This is a genomic window from Gordonia oryzae, assembly GCF_003797185.1.
In the GTDB taxonomy this organism is placed as follows: Bacteria; Actinomycetota; Actinomycetes; order Mycobacteriales; family Mycobacteriaceae; genus Gordonia; species Gordonia oryzae.
The window spans coordinates 53922-71909 of sequence record NZ_RKMH01000015.1 but is presented as its reverse complement, the minus strand read 5'-3'; the positions used below and the strand labels follow the sequence as shown (position 1 = coordinate 71909).

The following is a 17988-nucleotide window of genomic DNA, read 5'->3' as shown; positions in this document are numbered from 1 at the left end:
GTGCCCGCGACGGACGACCGGCGTGTCATGTGCCGATCTCACCGTCCCGACCTGGCACTCGCGATCCGTGAGTGCCAACGTCCGTTTTAGCACTCGACCATGGCGAGTGCAAGGTCTGGTCGGACCTCCTCAGCCGTGGGCCACGAGCAGCGGCACGAGTTGTTCGTCGGCGGCCCACGCGCCGTGGTGCCCGATCATCCTCGCCTCGAGCGGTTCTGCGGCGCCGCGGACCAGCACGGTGCGGTCGCGGGCGACGGCCACGACATCACCGATCCGTTGCGCGATGTCCGGATCCACCACGATGCCGAACCACGCCTCGTCGACGGCCTGCTCGCGGGTGGCGACGCGGGCGTCGGCGCCGAGTTCGGTGGTCCACGTGGCGAGAACGTCGTCGCGGGCGCCGTCGGCGACGTAGAGGTGGCGCACCCGCGGTTCCCCGGCGATCATCTCCACCCCGGCCGTCCAGTGCGGGTCCGCGTCGAGGTCGACGCGCCGTCCCGCGGCGAGCATGCCGTGATCACCGGTGACCGCGAGCACGGTATCGGCCGGCAGATCCGCGGCGAGGTCGGCGACGAGTGCGTCGACGGTGCGCAGGGTGCGCACCCATTCCGGTGAGCCGGGGCCGTATCGGTGTCCGGCGGCGTCGAGGTCGGAGAGGTAGGCGTAGACGAATCCCCGGCCCGACCGCTGCGACAGCGCGGTGCCCACACCCTCACGAACGAGGTCGGGTGTATTGGCGGCCAGATGGCGTCCGGTGGCGCGGAAGGCCACCTGGGTCAGGCCGGTACCGCGGAACTCCCCGGGCATCACGTAGCTGATCGACACCCCGTGCTCGGCGAGTCCGGCGAGTGCGCCTGCAAGCGGGGCGACGAGATCGGGTGGATAGGTGGCCATGGCCGATGGTCCGTCGGCAGCGTCCATGGTCCAGCGCAACGCGTTGAGCATCCGGCGCGGGCCCGTGGTGCGGCAGTGGTCGTCGGGTCGGAAGGCGTAACCGATGATGCCGTGCAGGCCGCACGCGGTACCGGTGGTCAGGCTGGTGATCGAGGTGGCGGTGGTGGCCGGGAACCCGGCCCGCAGGGTGGTGGTGTGCAGTGTCGACAGCGTCGGGGCGACATCGGCATGACGGTGCAGCAACCGATCGCCGAGACCGTCGACGAGGAGCAGGACGACGTCGGCGGCCGCGACTTGCGGCATCGACGAAACTGGTTGCGGGCCGACACCCAACACACCTGCGGCCCAACCCATTACACCGGCAAGGGTGTTGGGGTGGCCGGCCCACTGGGCGGGTGGGAGTTCGTCGAGCAACTCGCCGGGGATGTCGGTGGTCATGACCCGCCATTGTGCACGAGCCGATGCACGGTCAGGACTGCAACAGCCGTTCCCAAGGATCTCGAGGTCGGCGAAGGTGACGCGGGCGGCGGCCAACCGGGCGGTAAGGCCGTCGAACACCTCGAACAACTGGCGCAGCATGTCCTCGTTGCGAGGCAGTGCTCGTCATCGCTTCGAGTAAACCGCCCGGGCCAGTCAGGCCTCCGCCGGCCCTCGCGGGCCTGACAGACCAGTTGGCGAGCCACCTCGAGTACGTCGCCGTGGCGGCCCGCAGGAACCTCGCACTGCTCTCACGACAGTCCCCATACTCGTTCCCTACTCCGTTACCTCGTCGCTCAAATATCTTGGTGATCAGCGAGATTGCGATTGATCTCCTCCGCGTGCCGACACTTGCCGTGAGCGGGGCGTCATCGTGTGCTGGGGGCCCATCGTCGAGGTCCGGGGGTGTCGATGACTGTGCCGACGACCACGTAGCATGCGGACCTCCACTGTCAGAGAGTGCCGTTTTGGCATATTGTGTCGGGACGCTTGTATGCTGAGTGCTGTGAGCGACGGACGAGTCTTGCGGGCGCGACGGCATGAGCAAACCCGGCTTGACATTTCCGACACCGCGCTCCAGTTGTTCGCGGCCAAGGGATACTCCGCGACAACGGTGGCTGAGATTGCCGAGGCCGCCAACGTTTCCGTCCGAACCTTCCACCGCTGTTTTGCAGCGAAAGAAGAGGCTATCGGCCCGGCTCTGGATGCCGGTTGGGACATGTACGTACAGGCGTTCGCGTCACGTCCACCCCACGAGAACGTGATCGACGGCCTGACCGAAGCGCTCAGGACTGCACTGGAGGGTCCTTCCGGTCGTCGGCACAGACTGTTCCTGCGCGCTTTGGCAGACTCACCTGCCCTGCACCCGGCCTGGCTGAGCGTTCACGACCGCGCTCTCAACGCCCTACGACCTGTTCTCGCGCAACGCCTTGGGATGGGTCCCGCCGATGCCCAGGCAGATTTCGCTGCTGGATGCGTGATCGAGGCCAACCGAGTCGGCGTGGAAAGCTGGGCCCGCCAGACCGACCAACCGATCCTCGACACAGTCCGGACGCTGCTGCTCTCAATTGATCATCTGTTGAGCCCTGAGGTCGGCCGACCTCCCAACGAAAGGAGAAACTCATGACATCGTCGAGTCGACTGACCGGGCGAGTTGCGTTCGTCACGGGCGCCGCCCGCGGCCAAGGACGTGCCGAGGCCGTCGCGTTCGCAGAGGAGGGGGCAGACGTCATCATCACCGACCTCTGTGCCCAGCCCACCGAAACCGACTACCCGGCCGCGACACCAGCGGATCTGGAGGAAACGGTCGCCTTAGTGAAGAAGACCGGACGGCGCGCCATTCACGCCACGGCTGATGTCCGCGATGTCGATGCGTTAACGGCCCTGGTGACCAGAGGAGTCGAAGAGTTGGGTCGGCTGGATATCGTTGTTGCAAATGCGGGAATCGTGTCCTGGGGTCGGTTCTGGGAAATGACACCACGCCGATGGAACGACATGATCGATATTAACCTCACCGGCGTATTCAACACTTTCCGCGCCGCAGTGCCAACAATGATCGACCTCGGTAACGGCGGGTCCATCATTGCCACCAGTTCCGTATCAGGTATCAAATCGCTTCCCGGACAGGCGCACTACAGCGCCGCCAAACATGGAGTCGTTGGTCTCGTGAAAACGGCAGCTATCGAGCTTGCACCGTATAAGATCCGCGTGAACTCTGTACACCCGTGGGGGGTCAACACCGCGATGGGCGGCATGGGGATCGACGGACAGAAGGTCTTTGAAGACAACCCGTCCTACGCCGCGGCCATGGGCCAGTACTGGTTCGAGCCACCAATTTCCGAGCCCGAAGACATCGCAGCATCTGTGGTCTTTCTCGCTAGCGACGACGCCCGGACCATCACCGGTATCCAACTCCCCATCGACCACGGAGCAACAAAAATCTGAAGGATTGGCGTTGTCAACTCGTGCAAGCAACGTTGCCGCGTAGCAGGCCTTCGAACTTCTCGCGGGGTATGTAGAAGTTGGGTTCGTCAAGCCGACCGTCTTCGCCGACGTGCGCAACGACAGCCCTCTCGCACAGCAGGAAGTTTTCGGCCCGGTTCTGAGCGTGATGCGATTCTCCGACGAGCAGGACGCAGGTCGATATCGCCAACGCGACGACATACGGACTGACCACATTGATGCAGACCATCGACCTGGTCCGCGCTCACCGGCTTGCTTCTCAGCTCGATGCCGGAGCCGTGTGGATCAACGGCTTCCCCGTTATGGGTGCCGCGATGCCGTTCGGCGGCTACAAACAGAGCGGTTTCGGCCGTGAAGGCGGTCGGCCCGGAAGCGCCGAGTATCTCCAAACCAAAACGGTCTTCCTCGCCAATCCATCCTGTTGCCACCAACTCCGCCCGGCGCTCCTCGCTACTGCCGTGCCGATGCACCTTGGGCTCACCAATCCGCATACTTTCCATCGTCTGGCGGAGCTCAGACACGTCGTCCTCCTCGCATACGCGGCGGTGAGGAGATATGCGTTCGGATCGAGGTCCGGGCGCGACCCGCTCTCATCAGCCCACGCCGTCAGCATGAAAGGATCTTATCGACCGGTTGCGACAACTCTCGAGATCGGCCGCGGTCCAACTGTCCTCACCGGGTCACTGATCCGACAGGGACACCTCACCGCAGCTTGCGCCGCAACAACTTCCCGGTGGCGGTGCGGGGCAGTTCGCCGACCAGCTCGATCTCGCGCGGATACTTGAAGGCCGCCAGATGATCTCGGCAGTAGTCGATGAGCTCCTGCTCGGTCGGCGCGACCATCTCCGCCGAATCCTCCTCGGCGACATCCTTTTCGGAGGCTTCCATTTCGGAGGCTTCCATTTCGGCAACAACAACGAAGGCTTTGACCGACTCGCCACGGTAGTCGTCGGGGATGCCGACCACCGCCGCGTCGACCACCGCGGGATGAGTGCGCAGGACCCGTTCGACCTCGTTGGGCCAGACTTTGAAACCGGAGGCGTTGATGATCTCACTCTTGCGGTCGATGACATAGAACCAGCCGTCGGCATCCATGAAACCGATGTCCCCGGTGCGCAACTCGCCACCGACGAAAGCCTCGGCGTCGGCTCGGGGATTGCGCCAGTAGCCGACAATCACCTGCGGGCCGGAGACCACCAGCTCGCCGATCTGGCCCGGCGGTAGATCTACGCCATCATCACCGACGACGCGCACGATGGTGTCGAACACCGGCACCCCGACCGAGAGCACCCCGGTTTCGGAGTCGACGGGCGCCTGCGCGCCGATGGGCACCATGTGCGATGGCGACGACGTCTCGGTCAGTCCGTAGACGTTGTGGATGTAGCCACCGAGACGATCCTGTAGGCGCGAGCAGATCGCCGGATCGATCGGCGCCCCACCGGACAGCCGCAGCTCCAGGGAGTCGAGATCCGTTGGCAGTAAGTCTGGTTCGTTAGCTAATGCAATGTAGGCGGTGATCACCGCAACCATAAACCGGGGCCGAGTGCGGCGGATCGCGTCGAGGACGACGTCGGCCCGGAACCGGTGAGTGAGCACTAGCGGGGACCCGGTCAGCATCGACAGCGCCGCGGCCCCGATCAGCCCGGTGACATGGAACAGCGGAGAGGCGCCGAGGATCGGCTCGGCCCCGAGAGCACACCATCGTCGGTAGACGTGCGCGCTGAACACAACGTTGGCGTGGGTCAGACACGCTCCCTTCGGCGGCCCGGTGGTCCCGGAGGTGGCCATCACCACCGCGATGTCCCGCGGACCGATCGGTCGAGGCGCAAAGCCCTGTCGCGCTTGCCCATTGGAGATCAGTGTGCGCAGGTCGACGGCATCGGCGACGGAACGGCGGGCGGCCTCGGTGAATAGCCTCGGCTCGTCGACCGGACCGCTCGGCCCGTCCAGCGGCGATGTGGTGATCACGACGCGCACGCTGCAGGTACCGTCGGCGAGCAGTGGTGAGACCACGTCGAGGTAGAGGTCGTCGAGTGCGACCAGCGCCGTCGGCATGTGGTCGTGGAGTCGTTGCCGGAGCTCGTCGGCGGTGACCATCGGGCTGATGAGCGCGGCACTCCCGCCGGCCCGCCACGCCGCGACGAGACAGATGACGAACGCGGGGTCGTTCTGGAGGAGCATCGCGAGTCGATCGCCGGGTGCGAAACCGCGGGCGACCAGCAGACCGGCCACCGCATCGGCAGCCTCGTCGACCTCGCGCCACGTCATCGTTTGTCCGAGGTACTCCAGCGCGTTGTCATTGGGCCGGTCGGCGACGGTCGCCTCGAACATCTGTAGTGCATTTGCAGCGCCCAGTGTCAGGTGCGCACCCAGATCCGGCGCATAGTGGACCAACCACGGGCGCCGGTCGTAGTCGCCGGGGCCCGGGCCGTTGGTTGATCGTCGCGGATCGGGATCCTCTGGTGAACGCATCGCGTGCGTGAGTCTACGGCCGCAACCCGGGCAGCAGTGGTGAACGCACGAAACGCGGCGCGCGCCTGACTCGGCCCGTACATTGTTCAGTGTGACTGAACCTGCGGTGGGCGGTGCGGTGCGACGGGCGAGGGAAAGCGCGGGGATGACCCTGCGCGATCTCGCCGGGCGCCTCGAGGTCAGCGTCGGCACGATGAGCGCGATCGAAAACAACAAGGTCGCCGTCACCGTGGAACGACTCAACGCCGTCGCCGCGGTGCTCGGGGTAACCGCCAGCGCCCTGCTGGCCGGCGATACCTTCGTCCGTCCGACCCCGGCGCGTGGGGATGACGACTGGCGACACTTCGCCGACCTCGACCTCAACCCCGTCCTGGCCGCCGCGGTGGAGGTGTTCACCGAGACCGGCTATCACGGCGCCACTATGCGCGTGGTCGCCGGCGCGGCGGGGATCAGCGTCGCCGGCATCTATCACCACTACCGGAGCAAACAGCAGCTACTCGTTGCGCTCTTCGACGTCATGATGACCGAAGTGCAGTGGCGAATGTCGGCGGCAGCCAGCGAAAATCCGTATCCGGTACAGTCTTTCGCGCTCATGGTGGAGTCTCTCGCCCTGTGCCACACGCACCGGCGCGACCTCGCCTTCATCGCCGCCACCGAGATGCGCAGCCTCTCCGAGCCCGACCGAACCCGCGTCGCCGACTCCCGGCGTCGTGTCCAACAGCACCTCGACGTCGTTGCCGCGGACGCCGTGGCAGCCGGCGAGTTCACCACCCCCAACCCGCACAACACCGGACGGGCCATCGCCACGATGTGCATGGCACTGCCCTACTGGTACTCGCCCGGCGGCCCGCAATCACCGGCCGAGGTCGCCGCCGAATACGCCGAGCTGGCTCTGGCGATGATGGGCCATCGAGTTCAGCAGAACTGAACTCGCCCAGCCCGCCTCGGCGCCCGAACACCGCTACGCCAAGGGGGTTGACGCACCCCGGGGGCATCTGTGATGCTCATCTCACTGAAACCGACCTGAACGATCGCTCGGACAGTTCAGAACATTCGCTCATCACTGGAGGATCAACGATGACCACCGCTCCCGAAGTTCCTGCACTCACCGAACTCCTCGACAATGCGCCGACCAACTGGGGCAAATGGGGCCCCGACGACGAGATCGGCAGCCTCAACTACCTGACCGCGGAACAGGTGATCACCGGCGCGTCGCTCATCAAGAAGGGCGCGCTGTTCACCCTGCAACGCCTGATCGGAGACCCGAAGGGTGACCCGGTCTGGCCGGGCCGCAGCCCCGCCACCCGCGAGATGATCCTCGACGAGTCGCACTGGGACGAAGGTGGCGACGGCCCCGCGTTCCCCGGCGGCCTGCACTACGCCGACGACAAGATCAACGCATTCCTGCAGGGCTCCACGCAGTACGACGCCCTGGGCCACGTCTGGTATGACGGCAAGATCTGGAACGGGTATGACGCTCGGACCACGATCGGCGGTCTCGACAAGGCGAGCGTCGAGCCGATCGCCGAGCGCGGCGTCGCCGGCCGGGCCGTGCTGCTCGACATGGCACGCTTCCGCGGTGTCGCATGCCTCGGCCCGCGCGAGACCTATGATCACACCGATCTCGAAAAGTGCGCGCAGGCACAAGGAATCCAGATCAAGCCGCGGGACATCCTGATCATCCGAACCAATCATCTCGAGCTGTTCTTCCAGCAGGGTGAGAAGTTCTATGACGACTTCTGCGAGCCGGGCCTGGTCTACTCACCCGAACTCGTGGAGTGGTTCCAGGCCAGGGAGATCCCCAACCTGGTGACCGACACCATCGCTAACGAGGTCACCACCGACCCCAACAACGGTGTCGCCCTGGTGCTGCACAACGCGCTGATGCGCAACCTCGGCGTCGCCTTCACAGAAATCTGCGACTTGGAGAAGCTGGCCGCCGACTGTGCCGACGACGGTGTGTACGAGTTCTTCTATGTCGCAGCACCGTTGAAGATCCACAACGCTACCGGCTCGCCGGTCAACCCGGTGGTGATCAAGTGAGCGAGGGACTCTACGCCGCGCGACCCTGGTCATCGCTGTACCCGCCGGGCACCGCCGGTGACATCACGACGGAGTACGTGTCGGGCCTGGCGTTGTTCGACGCTGCCGTTGCCGAGAATCCCGACGACGTCTTCCTGATCTACTTCGATCAGTCGTTAACCTTCGCCGAGGTCGATCGCGCCTCGCGTGCCCTGGCGATAACATTGCGCGAGCATGGTTTTAGCGATGGAGACCGACTCGGCCTGTACGTCCAGAACAACCCGGCGTTCGTGATCGGCCTGCTGGCCGCATGGCGGGCCGGCGGAGCCGCCGTGGCGATCAACCCGATGAACAAGACTCGCGAGCTCACCTACCTGCTCACCGATTCCGGCGCCGTGGCGCTACTCACCCTCGACGATCTCTACACCGGTGTCGCCAAGGGAGTCATCGAGTCGGGGGCGACGTCGGTTCACACGGTGATCACGTGCTCCGCGTTGGATTTCCAGACGCGCAGCGATCCCCGGTTGTTCGCCGAGCTCGAACGCACCCGACCCGAGGGGACTCTCGATCTGGTAACCATCATCGACGACGTCGTCGGTGGCGATCTCCCCGAGGACTCTCCCGGCCCCGATCATCTGGCCGTCCTCGCCTACACCTCCGGGACCACCGGTAACCCCAAGGGCGCCATGAACACTCATGGCAATCTGGCATTCAACGCGCAAACCTATCGGGACTGGACCGGACTGAAACCCGGCGAAGGCATCCTTGGCATCGCGCCGCTGTTCCACATCACCGGACTGGTCGGTCACATCATGTTCGCGATGATCGCCCGCTCACCGCTGATCCTGGCACATCGCTTCGAGCCGTCGGTCATGCTCGACGCCATCCGCGAACACCGTCCGGTGTTCACCGTCGCCGCGATCACCGCGTTCAACGCGCTCGCGTCGGCACCGGGCGCGAGCGCCGACGACTTCGAGAGTTTGCGCATCCTGTACTCCGGTGGCGCGCCCATCGCCCCGGCGATGGGCGATCGGCTCGAGCAGGTCTTCGGTGCCTACATCCACAACATCTACGGACTCACCGAGACCAACTCGCCGTCGCACGCCGTACCGCTGAATGTTCGGGCGCCGGTCGATCCCGCGTCGGGGGCGTTGTCAGTAGGTGTGCCGGTGTTCAACACGGTGGTGCGCGTCGTCGACGAGGGAGGCAACGACGTCGCTGTCGGCGAGGTCGGCGAGCTCGTGACGTCGGGCCCACAGGTGGTGGCCGGATACTGGAACAAGCCAGAGGCCACCGAGAAATCGATCCCCGGTGGCGCCCTGCATACCGGTGACGTCGGCTTCATGGATGCCGACGGATGGTTCTACCTCGTCGACCGCAAGAAGGACATGATCAACGCCTCGGGCTACAAGGTGTGGCCCCGCGAGGTCGAGGACGTGCTGTACACCCATCCGGCCGTGCGAGAGGCAGCGGTGGTCGGCGTACCCGACGACTATCGCGGCGAAACGGTGAAAGCCTATGTGTCCCTGCGGGAGGGACAGTCCGTCGATCCCGACGAACTGATCGCCTTCTGTAAGGAACAATTGGCCGCCTACAAGTACCCGCGCTCGGTGGAGGTGGTCGGGGACCTCCCCAAGACCGTCACCGGCAAGATCCTGCGGCGGGAATTGCGCGATCAGAGCTGACGGGGCGGCACCCCCCTACCGCCGACGGCGCCCAGTTCAGCGCCGACAGCGCCCAGTTCAGCGCCGACAGCGCTCACCAACGCCGTAAGAGGGCTTTGTTGGGCGCTGTCGGCATGCCGGCAGGCGCTGTCGGCATGCTGGCAGGCGCTGTCGGCATGCCGGCAGGCGCTGTCGGCATGCCGACAGGCGCTGTCGGCGCGCTGGCAGGCGCTGTCGGCATGCTGGCAGGCGCTGTCGGCGCGCTGGCAGGCGCCGTCGGCGCGCTGGCAGGCGCTGTCGGCGCCGAACTCTCAGCTCAGTTTCTCCACGCAGACGGCCTTGTGCCGCTGATCGTAGGTGTAGTAGTTCGTGGTCGCGTCCGGGCAGCCGCTCTCGTCGGTCGCTGCGGGCAGTATGGCAAGAATGCGACGAGCGTCGGAATCGTGGAGCTGCACGGGACGTGCGCGGCGTCACCGAAGCTGGGCACCGTCATGCATTGTCCGACAACCCAATCGGTGTCTAGGCACAGCGCACCCTGTTGTATGCCGCCCTGGGTGAGGTAATAGGTCTGTTCGACGTCGGACGGGCAGACCTCCTTGGTCGGCGACTTGGCCACCACCACATAGCTGGCGGGCGCCTGTCCGCAGGTCGCGTGGTCGATCTTGGCGTCCATCATCGTTCCGGACAGGTAGACGCACGCTCCGATCGCGGCGTCGAAGTCGACGTCGCCGCCCGGACCCGGCGGGTGGTCGCGACGCCGACCAAGCGTGCCGCGCACACTGCCTTGCACACGGCGACGCTGGCTGCATCGAGATCGACGATGTCGGCACGGACCCCGTGCTCCTGCGGTCCGGAGACGTCGACGCACTCGATCCGCAGGCTGCCGGGCACGCCCACCCATGACGGAGCGATGACATCAGACTCGGGCGCACACGGCGGCTCGGCGTGAGTGCCGAGTCGCTTACCACGAGCGCTCGGCGACCCGCCGAAAGTTGCCGCCCAGTACCGCGGTGATGTTGTCGGCGGACCAACCCCGTTGGGCGAGATGACTTCCCAGGGTGACGAAGACCTCGGGCGTCATCCAGCGGATCGGACCCCACCTCGTGTACGACTCGTCGAACGCCTCGGGATGGTCGCGGATCTCGGCCCGGAAGTCCTCGGCGTCGAAGGAGTGATCGGTGCTGACGCCGACGTGCTCGATGCCGACGAGTTCGACCGCATACTCGAGGTGACGGGTCATCGCCTCGAGCGTCGGGGTGTTGGGGCCGAGGAAGATCCCGACACCGGTGATGCCGACGACCCCGCCGGTCGCGGCGCACTCGCGGGCCTGATCGTCGGTGATGTTGCGAGGGTGGTCCCACACACCGCGCAGGCACGAATGGCTGTAGATGACGGGCTTGTTTGACACCTCGCACAGATCCAGTCCGGTACGCACCGAGCAGTGCGAACCGTCGGGAACCATCCCGGCCGAATTCATCTTGGCGACGAGGTCTCGGCCCCACGCGGTCAGTCCGGTGTCGTCGGTATCGAGACATCCACACCCGGCGCGGTTGGCGTGGTTGTACGACGGGAGCATCGTGCGAACACCGAGGTCGACGAACCGGGCAACGTTGTCAAGGTCACCGTCGAGGGGATTGGAGTCCTCGAGATCGAAGGCCACCGCAATCCGCCCGCCCGCGGCCTCGATGTCCGACGGCGTCGATGCCAGTGCCAGGCCCGGGTGGTCGGTGATCGCGGCCCGGAAACGCCGCAGCAGCAACGACGAATCGTCGAAGCTCTGCGGCGAGTAGCCAACATTGACCGACACATACGTCGGCCCGTTGCGGTCGTATCGCCGCAGGTATCCGACGTCGGCATCGGGCCGCAGCGGCAGACATGCGTGCTGATCCCACAGAAGCGTCATACGGCCAATCCTCTCCTACCAACATGTCGTTGCGCGGCGATCGACTCCGACCGTTTGGTCGGGGCCGACCGACCGCCCACCGCACGAATGACCGGTTTCGCCGGGTGACACCCTCCGCCCCATTGTGTCGACGTCTTGAGCTTCCTCCTCACGCACCGCCAGGTACGACTGGCGGCGGCGGTCTCGACGCCGGCGGTCTCCCAGCTCTACTTGTTGGCGCAGATGGCCCGCGCCGGCGGCCTGGTCGTCATGCTGCTCGACGTGATCTCGCGGACCGGGCAACCGATCGTGATCGCCGCGCTCGGCTCCCTGATGATCGTCTACGTGCTCGTGGGCGGAATGCCAGGCACCGCCTGGGCGCAGTTCATCGAGGCCGTCCTGCTGATCGCGGGTAACGCGCGTTCACGCCCGTCGCCCAATACGGCGAGTCGGTGAAATCGCAGATCAACTTCACCTCTCAGGAGGCATAGCAGTGGCCCTCGGCACCGCCGGACCACCGCATGCGCTGATGCGGTTTTTCCACCTTCTCGACCGCGAAGCGTCTCGGCACCCTTCACCCACGACATCTACTCCAGCGTCATCACGCACGGCAAGGTCATCACGCACGGCATGGTCCGTGCGGACGGCAAGGTCAATGAGGACGACCAGGGCCACGTATCACGCTATGCCACAATCACTCTCGTTGACATCGGAATTGTGCTCGGCATCCTCGCCAACGGCCGGGACGTGGCCTTACCAGTGATCCTGACGTCTACCATCGCCGCCGCGGCCAGTCTGCCGACCACCGTGGATGCGCTCTACCACAAGCGCTTCAACACCCACGGTGCACCGTGGGGAACCCAGCGTCGTCTTGATCCCGCCGGCCTTCGTGCTCGGTATGGTCGGCACACGGACCACGCCGCCGGAGCGCATATCCCGGATCTCCAGGCCGAGATGGAGGTTCGCTCGCTGAACGGCGTGTGCGCCGAAGAGGCGGCGTCGCACTGGCACGCCGTCTAATGACCCGAAGGCGCGTTTCCCGAGGCGATCTCGGGAGATACACCTCTACCATTCGGGCATGACCAACTGCATCTTCTGCGCGATCGTCGCGGGTACGGCACCGAGTGTCCGGGTGTCGGAAACGGAAGTCACCTACGCATTCATGGACATCGCGCCGGGTAACGATGGCCATCTGCTGGTGATCCCCAAGCGCCACAGCACCGATCTACTCGACATCGACCACCAGGATCTGACCGCGGTCACCCTCGAAGCACAGCGGATCGCCCGCGCCGTGGTCGGCGACCTCGACGCCGACGGCGTGAATCTCCTCAACTGCTGCGGCGCCGACGCCTGGCAGACCGTCTTCCACTTTCACCTGCACGTCATACCGCGTTACGCCGATCCGGACCGGGACCGCCTGCGACTGCCCTGGCAGCCGGGTGTCCCGGGAAATCGACAGGTGATGACAGACTTCGCGGATCGGCTGTCGGTGGCGCTGGGCTGAGGCGCACTGAGCCGGGGCTACTCGGCGTCGCGGGGGCGTCGTCTTCCCCAGATGTCGTCCCGCCGTGGGGTCGCAGCGCCGCCGCTGCGACGAGTGCTGTCCACACCTGGTGGTGGCCGAGATCGTGATTCGTGTGAGCGACCTTCATCCGCATGCCGACGATCGGAGTCCACGGCCGGCCGCCGAACGTGTCGCGCAATCGCGCCGGGAGGTGGTTCGTCTGATGCACGGGACTACATCTCTGCCGACTGTCGAGACCGTCCGCCGGTGTCACCGGATACCCAGCACGACGATGTCGTTCACGGTGTTCGGTCGATCGTGGCGCAAGCAGGTCATGAGGATCGCGCCGGGTACCGGCAGAACCCCGGATGCCTTGTCGCAAGGCGCGGGTCGCATCGTTGCCTGCCCATCGGCGGCGATCACCGCCACGACATTCGGTTCGGTCGTGGCCACCACCCCGCTCACGACGCCATCGCCGACGGCGGCGAGTCGTTGTCCGACCGGAATGTCGTCGGGTATTCCATTCGGGTAGAGATCGGCACCACGGATGGTCGAGAACGACGCGCTTCGCACATCGACCATCCCGCTCATGGGTCGGCCGTTGACGCCATTCCAGTCGGTTTGCAGGTAACGGGCCTGGTCCACCGGCCTCATCAACATGCTCGGACCGGGTGTGCCGGGCACCGTGGTGACCGAACCCTTCTGTGACACATCGACAATCGCCAGCTTTCGCTCGTGGATCACCCGGCGCTCCACCACTATCGCCGTGCGATCGCCATCCACCGCGATGATTGACGCCTCGGAGTCCGGCGACGACGGTAGCCCGATGGTGCGCGTGACTCCCGATGTCGCATCGAATGTCACGAGCGATGGTCGCTCCCCGCAGGCCGATACGGCCACCAACGCCGACGACGTCGTTGTCACCCCGGAGTCGTCGGAACACTCACGGTGCGGTGCGGTCCATCGCGTGTGGCCGGTGCGGACATCGAGCGCTCCGATCGTCATGGGGTTGTCGTAGCGGTCGTAGGTCATGACACCCACGATCGACCCCTTGGTGCCCCCGGGTACCCGAACTCGCCAACCTTCGGCGTTGGTCCACAGGCGATCTCCCGACACGGCATCGATCCCGACGACGGCGTGCCGGTACCCTCCGTCCGAACAGGTGACCAGGACGACCTCGTGCCCGGCCGGCCCCGCAGCCCATATCCCCACCTTGCGGCAGCCGAACGGTAGATCTGCCAATGATCGGACCCACCGCCGCTGCCCCGTCTCACCGTGGTAGGCGGTCACCGAATCCCGGCCCAGCACAACGAAGCCTGGTCCGGCTGGGGTGACCGAGAACGGACCGAGTGCAGGTACGGTGTAGGCGATGCGGGCTCCCAGGCTTGTCGGAACCGATGGGATGGGAACCGCTGCAACGGATCTTACGGACGGCCGAGGTGTCGCCACGACGATCGAGCCGACAGCGGCGCACACGACGACCAGACCGCCGGCAAGTGCGCCGACGAGCACGGCTCGGGTGCCGGTCGTGGCCGCCGGTCCGCCCGCTCGGATCGCGCCGACCAACAGCACCGCCACCGACGCCGCCATCAACGTCAACGCCCACCGCGCGATCGCGATGACGGGAGCAACGTCGAAGCCCAACAGCTCGTCGTCGGCGTTGTTCGACAGCGATCCACGCCACGCCCACGCAGCCACTGCCACCGAGGTCGCGAGAAGCACGGAGATCGCCGGGGTCACCAAGAACGCGACTCGACGCCGGACACGTCTCACCATCACCCCGGTCACGGCCGCGAGCACCACCACCGCTTGCGCGACGACCACTCCGACTACGGTGCCGAGGAAGGAGGTGACAGCACCGAAGTCACCTCCGATCAGCGTGGCGGGCTGCCGACTGACGAAAGCCACGACAGCCATCACAACCGCACCCATCCCACCTCCCGCTGCCAGGAGCGCGGCACCCTTCGACACGGCTCGACCGCACAGCTCTACACCCATCCGACATCTCCCCCAGGTTCCCGGCGTCAGCCGGCATCGTTGATTCGTGCGAACGGTTGTGCCGCCTCGAGTTCGTAGGCGAGTTCGAGCAGCGTGCGCTCGTCACCGAGGTCGGTGGTGAAGTGCATGCCGAGGGGCAGGCCCTGCGAGGTCTGCGCGAGCGGCAGGCTGATGCCCGGCGCGCCAGAGGTATTGTTGACCGGAGTGAACGCGACGTAGCGGGTCAGCCGGTCGAAGATCTCGTCGAAATCTCCTGCGGGATCGAGGTAACCGATCTTCGGCGTGGTATGTGCCAGCGTCGGCGAGAGGACCGCGTCGAAGCGTGCGAAGGTTGCCCGGAAGCGCGCGGTCGACTGTCGGAGTCCGCGGATCACCGACGGCGTACGCCACATGCGGCGCAGATACATGCGCGAGAGTCCGCGGGTGAACGGATCGAGCTTGCTGCGGTCGAAACCCTTGTCGATCATTCGTTTTCCGAATCGGTCCAGCGAGAACGCCATCATCGCCCAGTAATCGGTGAACTGCGTCACATAGGCACGGTCTACGGGCACCGGTATGAATTCGGTGCGGTGGCCCAGGCTTTCGAGGAGTTCGGCGGTGGCGGTCAGGCCGGCCTGGGTGTCGTCGTCGAGCAACTGTCCGGTCAGCGGCTCGGTGAGCAGGGCGATGCGCAGGCGCCGCTCCGACGACCCCTCGACGATCCCCACGCGTGGGAGATTATCTGCCGGACAGTATTTTTCGGCATCGGCGAGGAAGTGGGCGGTATCGCGCACACTGCGGCTGATGACCCCGTTGGCAATGAGGTCGATAGGCATCGCCTTGCCCTCGAGTGATGCCACCACCCGGTCGCGGCTGGGTTTGAGCCCCACGAGTCCGCACGCGGCGGCCGGGATTCGGATCGATCCGCCGCCGTCGTTGCCGTGCGCGATCGGCAACGCCCCCGCTGCGACGAGTGCGGCCGATCCGCCGGAGGAGGCACCCGAGGAGTAGTCGGTGTCCCAGGGATTGCGGGTGGGGTCACGGTCGACGAATTCGGTCGTCGCGGTCAGGCCGAACGCCGGCATCGTCGACGCCCCGACGATGTTGAGTCCGGTGGCGAGCAGTTGGTCGGTGAACGGCTCGTTGATCGTGGCCACCCGCTCGGCAACCGCCGCGGACCCGTGGGTTGTCGGGATGCCCGCCATGACGGTGTTGTTCTTGATAACCGAAGGCACACCGGCAAACACCCCACCACCGAAATCGTCGGCGGCGGCGCGCTTGCGGGCACGTTCCCTGTCATCGACGGCGATCGCGTTGATCTGTGGGTTGACCCGGTCGATCCGCTCGAGCGCGGCGTCGACGGCCTCGGTCGCGGAGATCTCCCCCGCGGCAATGGCCGCTGCCACGCCGAGTGCGTCGGACTGACCGAGTGCGTCATCACCAAATGCATGCACATGCCTCATGCGCGCCCACCCTAGCGGGCGTCGACCCTGATAGCGTCCACTCCATCCACAAGCACATGAAACGGGGCCCAGGGATGACGCGACGAGCACGACGTGGATTGCTGATCGCGGTGCTGGCCATCGCAGCGCTACTCGTTCCGGCGGGTGTGGCTCCGGACGCCCATGCGGCCGGGCACATGGTGTCGGCCGGCTCGCCGTCGGAGAAGCTCACCACCATCGTCGTGCACTCCGATGCGATGGACCGCGACATCCCCCTGACAGTGATCAAGCCGCGCGATCCGTCGCAGGCGCGAGGCGTGTTGTATCTGCTCAACGGCGCCGGCGGCGGTGAGGACAGCGCCTCCTGGCTCGCCCGAACCGACATCGAGTCGTTCTTCGCCGACAAGAACGTCTACGTCGTCATCCCCGAGCAAGGCGCATACAGTTACTACACCGACTGGATTCGTCGTGATCCGACGCTCGGCGTCAACAAGTGGTCGACGTTCCTCGGCTCGGAGTTGCCCGCGGTCATCGATTCGACCTACCGCACGAGCGGGCGCAACGCGATCGGCGGCATCTCGTCGTCGGGGACCTCGGTGCTCAATCTGGCGATCGCGCATCGCGGGCTGTACCGGGCGGCAGCGTCCTACAGCGGTTGCGCCTCAACGTCGGACCCGCTGGGGCAGCAGTACATCAAACTCGTCGTCGACGGTCGCGGCGGCGGCAACACCGTGAACATGTGGGGTCCCGACAACGGGCCGCGGTGGCGTGCCAACGATCCCGTCATCAACGCGGGCAAGCTGCGCGGCACCGCGCTCTACATCTCCAACTCCAGTGGTCTGCCCGGTCCGCACGACACCCCGCAGGCGGTGCGCGACCCGATTGCGCTGACCAATCAGGTGGTGCTCGGCGGCGGGATCGAGGTGGCGACCAGCATCTGCACGCAGCAACTTCTCGGACGCCTCAACCGATTGCGCATCCCCTACACCGCCGACGTCGGCGCGCCGGGCACCCACTCATGGGGCTACTGGCAGGATCAGCTCCACCGGTCGTGGCCGTTCTTCCGACGCGCGATCGGCGGCTGATCAGGCGATCATCGCCAGCACATCGCCGACCAGTTGCGCAGCGAACGCGTCGTCGATGGCCTTGCCGAACACGGCGTGGTGATAGAGCGGCGCGATGATGTGGTCGAGGATCTGCTCGACGGTCGGCGTGGGCTCGCCGCGGTCGGCGGCGCGGGCCACCATCTGTTGCGCCTGGTCGCGCCGGATCTCCCAGCACGGGCATTCGTCGACGAGTTCATCGCGCGCGACGATCATTGCCCGTAGGTAAGAACGACGTTTGGGCCGCCCGATGTCGGCGGCGATGATCTGTGCCCAGTCGGTGAGATCGCCACGCAGGGTGCCGGTATCGGGGAGATCCTCGCCCTGGGTGAGAGCGGCGACCGCCACCTCCTCGACGAGTGCGGTGATCGATCCCCAGCGCCGGTAGATCGACGTCGGATTGACCCCGGCGAGCTCGGCGACCTGCGGAATGGTCATGGTCTCGCGCTCGCCGGAACCGACGAGTTGTCCCACGGCTCGGTAGACGGCCTGCTGCACACGCGCACTGCGTCCACCGGGCCGCCGTGGGTGCTGCCCTGCGTCCACCTGCACACTCGTTGCCGTTGTCGCATTCATGGAATCGATTATT

15 protein-coding genes and 1 pseudogene are annotated in these 17988 nt (G+C 65.9%); 9 read left to right on the top strand and 7 right to left on the bottom strand.

Annotation, left to right across the window (positions count from 1 at the left end; translation table 11 throughout):
• Positions 1–129: 129 nt before the first annotated feature.
• The gene (locus tag EF294_RS17765; RefSeq protein ID WP_123932330.1) at positions 130–1332 is read right to left on the bottom strand and encodes an alkaline phosphatase family protein; all 1203 of its coding nucleotides are present in this window, start codon (positions 1330–1332) and stop codon (positions 130–132) included.
• A 544-nt stretch (positions 1333–1876) separates the two neighbouring features.
• On the opposite strand from EF294_RS17765, the gene EF294_RS17760 reads away from it, so the two are divergent.
• The 3 genes from EF294_RS17760 (at position 1877) to EF294_RS22775 (ending at position 4118) form a co-directional block, all read left to right on the top strand.
• On the top strand, positions 1877–2497 hold the full coding sequence (locus EF294_RS17760; protein ID WP_185091142.1) for a TetR/AcrR family transcriptional regulator: 621 nt from the start codon (positions 1877–1879) through the stop codon (positions 2495–2497).
• Positions 2494–3315, top strand: coding sequence for a mycofactocin-coupled SDR family oxidoreductase (locus tag EF294_RS17755; RefSeq protein WP_123932289.1), 822 nt, complete (start codon positions 2494–2496; stop codon positions 3313–3315). Before EF294_RS17760 ends, EF294_RS17755 begins: the two co-directional genes overlap by 4 nt.
• Positions 3316–3551: 236 nt before the next feature.
• Positions 3552–4118: an aldehyde dehydrogenase family protein gene (locus EF294_RS22775; protein ID WP_425459449.1), complete on the top strand. Its 567-nt coding sequence runs from the start codon at positions 3552–3554 to the stop codon at positions 4116–4118.
• Here EF294_RS22775 and EF294_RS17740 read toward each other — a convergent pair.
• Complete coding sequence (locus EF294_RS17740; RefSeq protein WP_123932288.1) at positions 4036–5805, bottom strand: AMP-binding protein; 1770 nt, start codon at positions 5803–5805, stop codon at positions 4036–4038. The two genes, EF294_RS22775 and EF294_RS17740, sit on opposite strands and share 83 nt — an antisense overlap.
• A gap of 91 nt (positions 5806–5896) precedes the next feature.
• Between EF294_RS17740 and EF294_RS17735 the strand changes: the two genes are divergently transcribed.
• From EF294_RS17735 to EF294_RS17725, 3 genes are all read left to right on the top strand, one after another.
• A complete protein-coding gene (locus tag EF294_RS17735; RefSeq protein WP_123932287.1) occupies positions 5897–6733 on the top strand; it encodes a TetR-type transcription factor C-terminal domain-containing protein in 837 nt (278 codons plus the stop codon).
• A 149-nt stretch (positions 6734–6882) separates the two neighbouring features.
• Positions 6883–7848: a cyclase family protein gene (locus tag EF294_RS17730; protein WP_123932286.1), complete on the top strand. Its 966-nt coding sequence runs from the start codon at positions 6883–6885 to the stop codon at positions 7846–7848.
• Positions 7845–9512 carry a class I adenylate-forming enzyme family protein gene (locus EF294_RS17725; RefSeq protein WP_123932285.1) on the top strand — a complete coding sequence of 556 codons (1668 nt, stop codon included), beginning with the start codon at positions 7845–7847 and terminating at the stop codon, positions 9510–9512. Before EF294_RS17730 ends, EF294_RS17725 begins: the two co-directional genes overlap by 4 nt.
• A gap of 295 nt (positions 9513–9807) precedes the next feature.
• Here EF294_RS17725 and lppU read toward each other — a convergent pair whose 3' ends face one another.
• Complete coding sequence (gene lppU / locus EF294_RS17720; protein ID WP_246007938.1) at positions 9808–10281, bottom strand: LppU family putative lipoprotein; 474 nt, start codon at positions 10279–10281, stop codon at positions 9808–9810.
• A 171-nt stretch (positions 10282–10452) separates the two neighbouring features.
• Complete coding sequence (locus EF294_RS17710; protein ID WP_123932283.1) at positions 10453–11394, bottom strand: dipeptidase; 942 nt, start codon at positions 11392–11394, stop codon at positions 10453–10455.
• 129 nt (positions 11395–11523) lie between these two features.
• Here EF294_RS17710 and EF294_RS22770 point away from each other — a divergent pair.
• Both EF294_RS22770 and EF294_RS17695 read left to right on the top strand, forming a co-directional pair.
• Positions 11524–12228 (top strand): annotated as a pseudogene (locus EF294_RS22770) (cation acetate symporter); the annotation flags it as partial.
• Between the two features lie 223 nt (positions 12229–12451).
• Positions 12452–12877: an HIT family protein gene (locus tag EF294_RS17695; protein WP_123932282.1), complete on the top strand. Its 426-nt coding sequence runs from the start codon at positions 12452–12454 to the stop codon at positions 12875–12877.
• 270 nt (positions 12878–13147) lie between these two features.
• Here the strand turns inward: EF294_RS17695 and EF294_RS17690 are convergent, their stop codons facing one another.
• Positions 13148–14809: a PQQ-binding-like beta-propeller repeat protein gene (locus EF294_RS17690; protein WP_123932281.1), complete on the bottom strand. Its 1662-nt coding sequence runs from the start codon at positions 14807–14809 to the stop codon at positions 13148–13150.
• 92 nt (positions 14810–14901) lie between these two features.
• The gene (locus EF294_RS17685; RefSeq protein WP_123932280.1) at positions 14902–16317 is read right to left on the bottom strand and encodes an amidase; all 1416 of its coding nucleotides are present in this window, start codon (positions 16315–16317) and stop codon (positions 14902–14904) included.
• Positions 16318–16391: 74 nt separating this feature from the next.
• Between EF294_RS17685 and EF294_RS17680 the strand changes: the two genes are divergently transcribed.
• Positions 16392–17381, top strand: a complete 990-nt coding sequence (locus EF294_RS17680; protein ID WP_123932279.1) for an alpha/beta hydrolase — start codon at positions 16392–16394, stop codon at positions 17379–17381.
• Here EF294_RS17680 and EF294_RS17675 read toward each other — a convergent pair whose 3' ends face one another.
• Entirely contained in the window at positions 17382–17975 is a 594-nt protein-coding gene (locus tag EF294_RS17675) for a TetR/AcrR family transcriptional regulator (RefSeq protein WP_123932278.1), read from the bottom strand.
• Positions 17976–17988: the final 13 nt, after the last annotated feature.

Bases quoted from the DNA above. Each gene is read 5' to 3' on its own strand.
- EF294_RS17765 (WP_123932330.1), bottom strand. From the start codon at position 1,332: ATGACCACCGACATCCCCGGCGAGTTGCTCGACGAACTCCCACCCGCC.
- EF294_RS17755 (WP_123932289.1), top strand. From the start codon at position 2,494: ATGACATCGTCGAGTCGACTGACCGGGCGAGTTGCGTTCGTCACGGGC.
- EF294_RS22775 (WP_425459449.1), top strand. From the start codon at position 3,552: ATGCAGACCATCGACCTGGTCCGCGCTCACCGGCTTGCTTCTCAGCTC.
- EF294_RS17740 (WP_123932288.1), bottom strand. From the start codon at position 5,805: ATGCGTTCACCAGAGGATCCCGATCCGCGACGATCAACCAACGGCCCG.
- EF294_RS17730 (WP_123932286.1), top strand. From the start codon at position 6,883: ATGACCACCGCTCCCGAAGTTCCTGCACTCACCGAACTCCTCGACAAT.
- EF294_RS17710 (WP_123932283.1), bottom strand. From the start codon at position 11,394: ATGACGCTTCTGTGGGATCAGCACGCATGTCTGCCGCTGCGGCCCGAT.
- EF294_RS17695 (WP_123932282.1), top strand. From the start codon at position 12,452: ATGACCAACTGCATCTTCTGCGCGATCGTCGCGGGTACGGCACCGAGT.
- EF294_RS17690 (WP_123932281.1), bottom strand. From the start codon at position 14,809: ATGGGTGCGGTTGTGATGGCTGTCGTGGCTTTCGTCAGTCGGCAGCCC.
- EF294_RS17685 (WP_123932280.1), bottom strand. From the start codon at position 16,317: ATGAGGCATGTGCATGCATTTGGTGATGACGCACTCGGTCAGTCCGAC.
- EF294_RS17680 (WP_123932279.1), top strand. From the start codon at position 16,392: ATGACGCGACGAGCACGACGTGGATTGCTGATCGCGGTGCTGGCCATC.
- EF294_RS17675 (WP_123932278.1), bottom strand. From the start codon at position 17,975: ATGAATGCGACAACGGCAACGAGTGTGCAGGTGGACGCAGGGCAGCAC.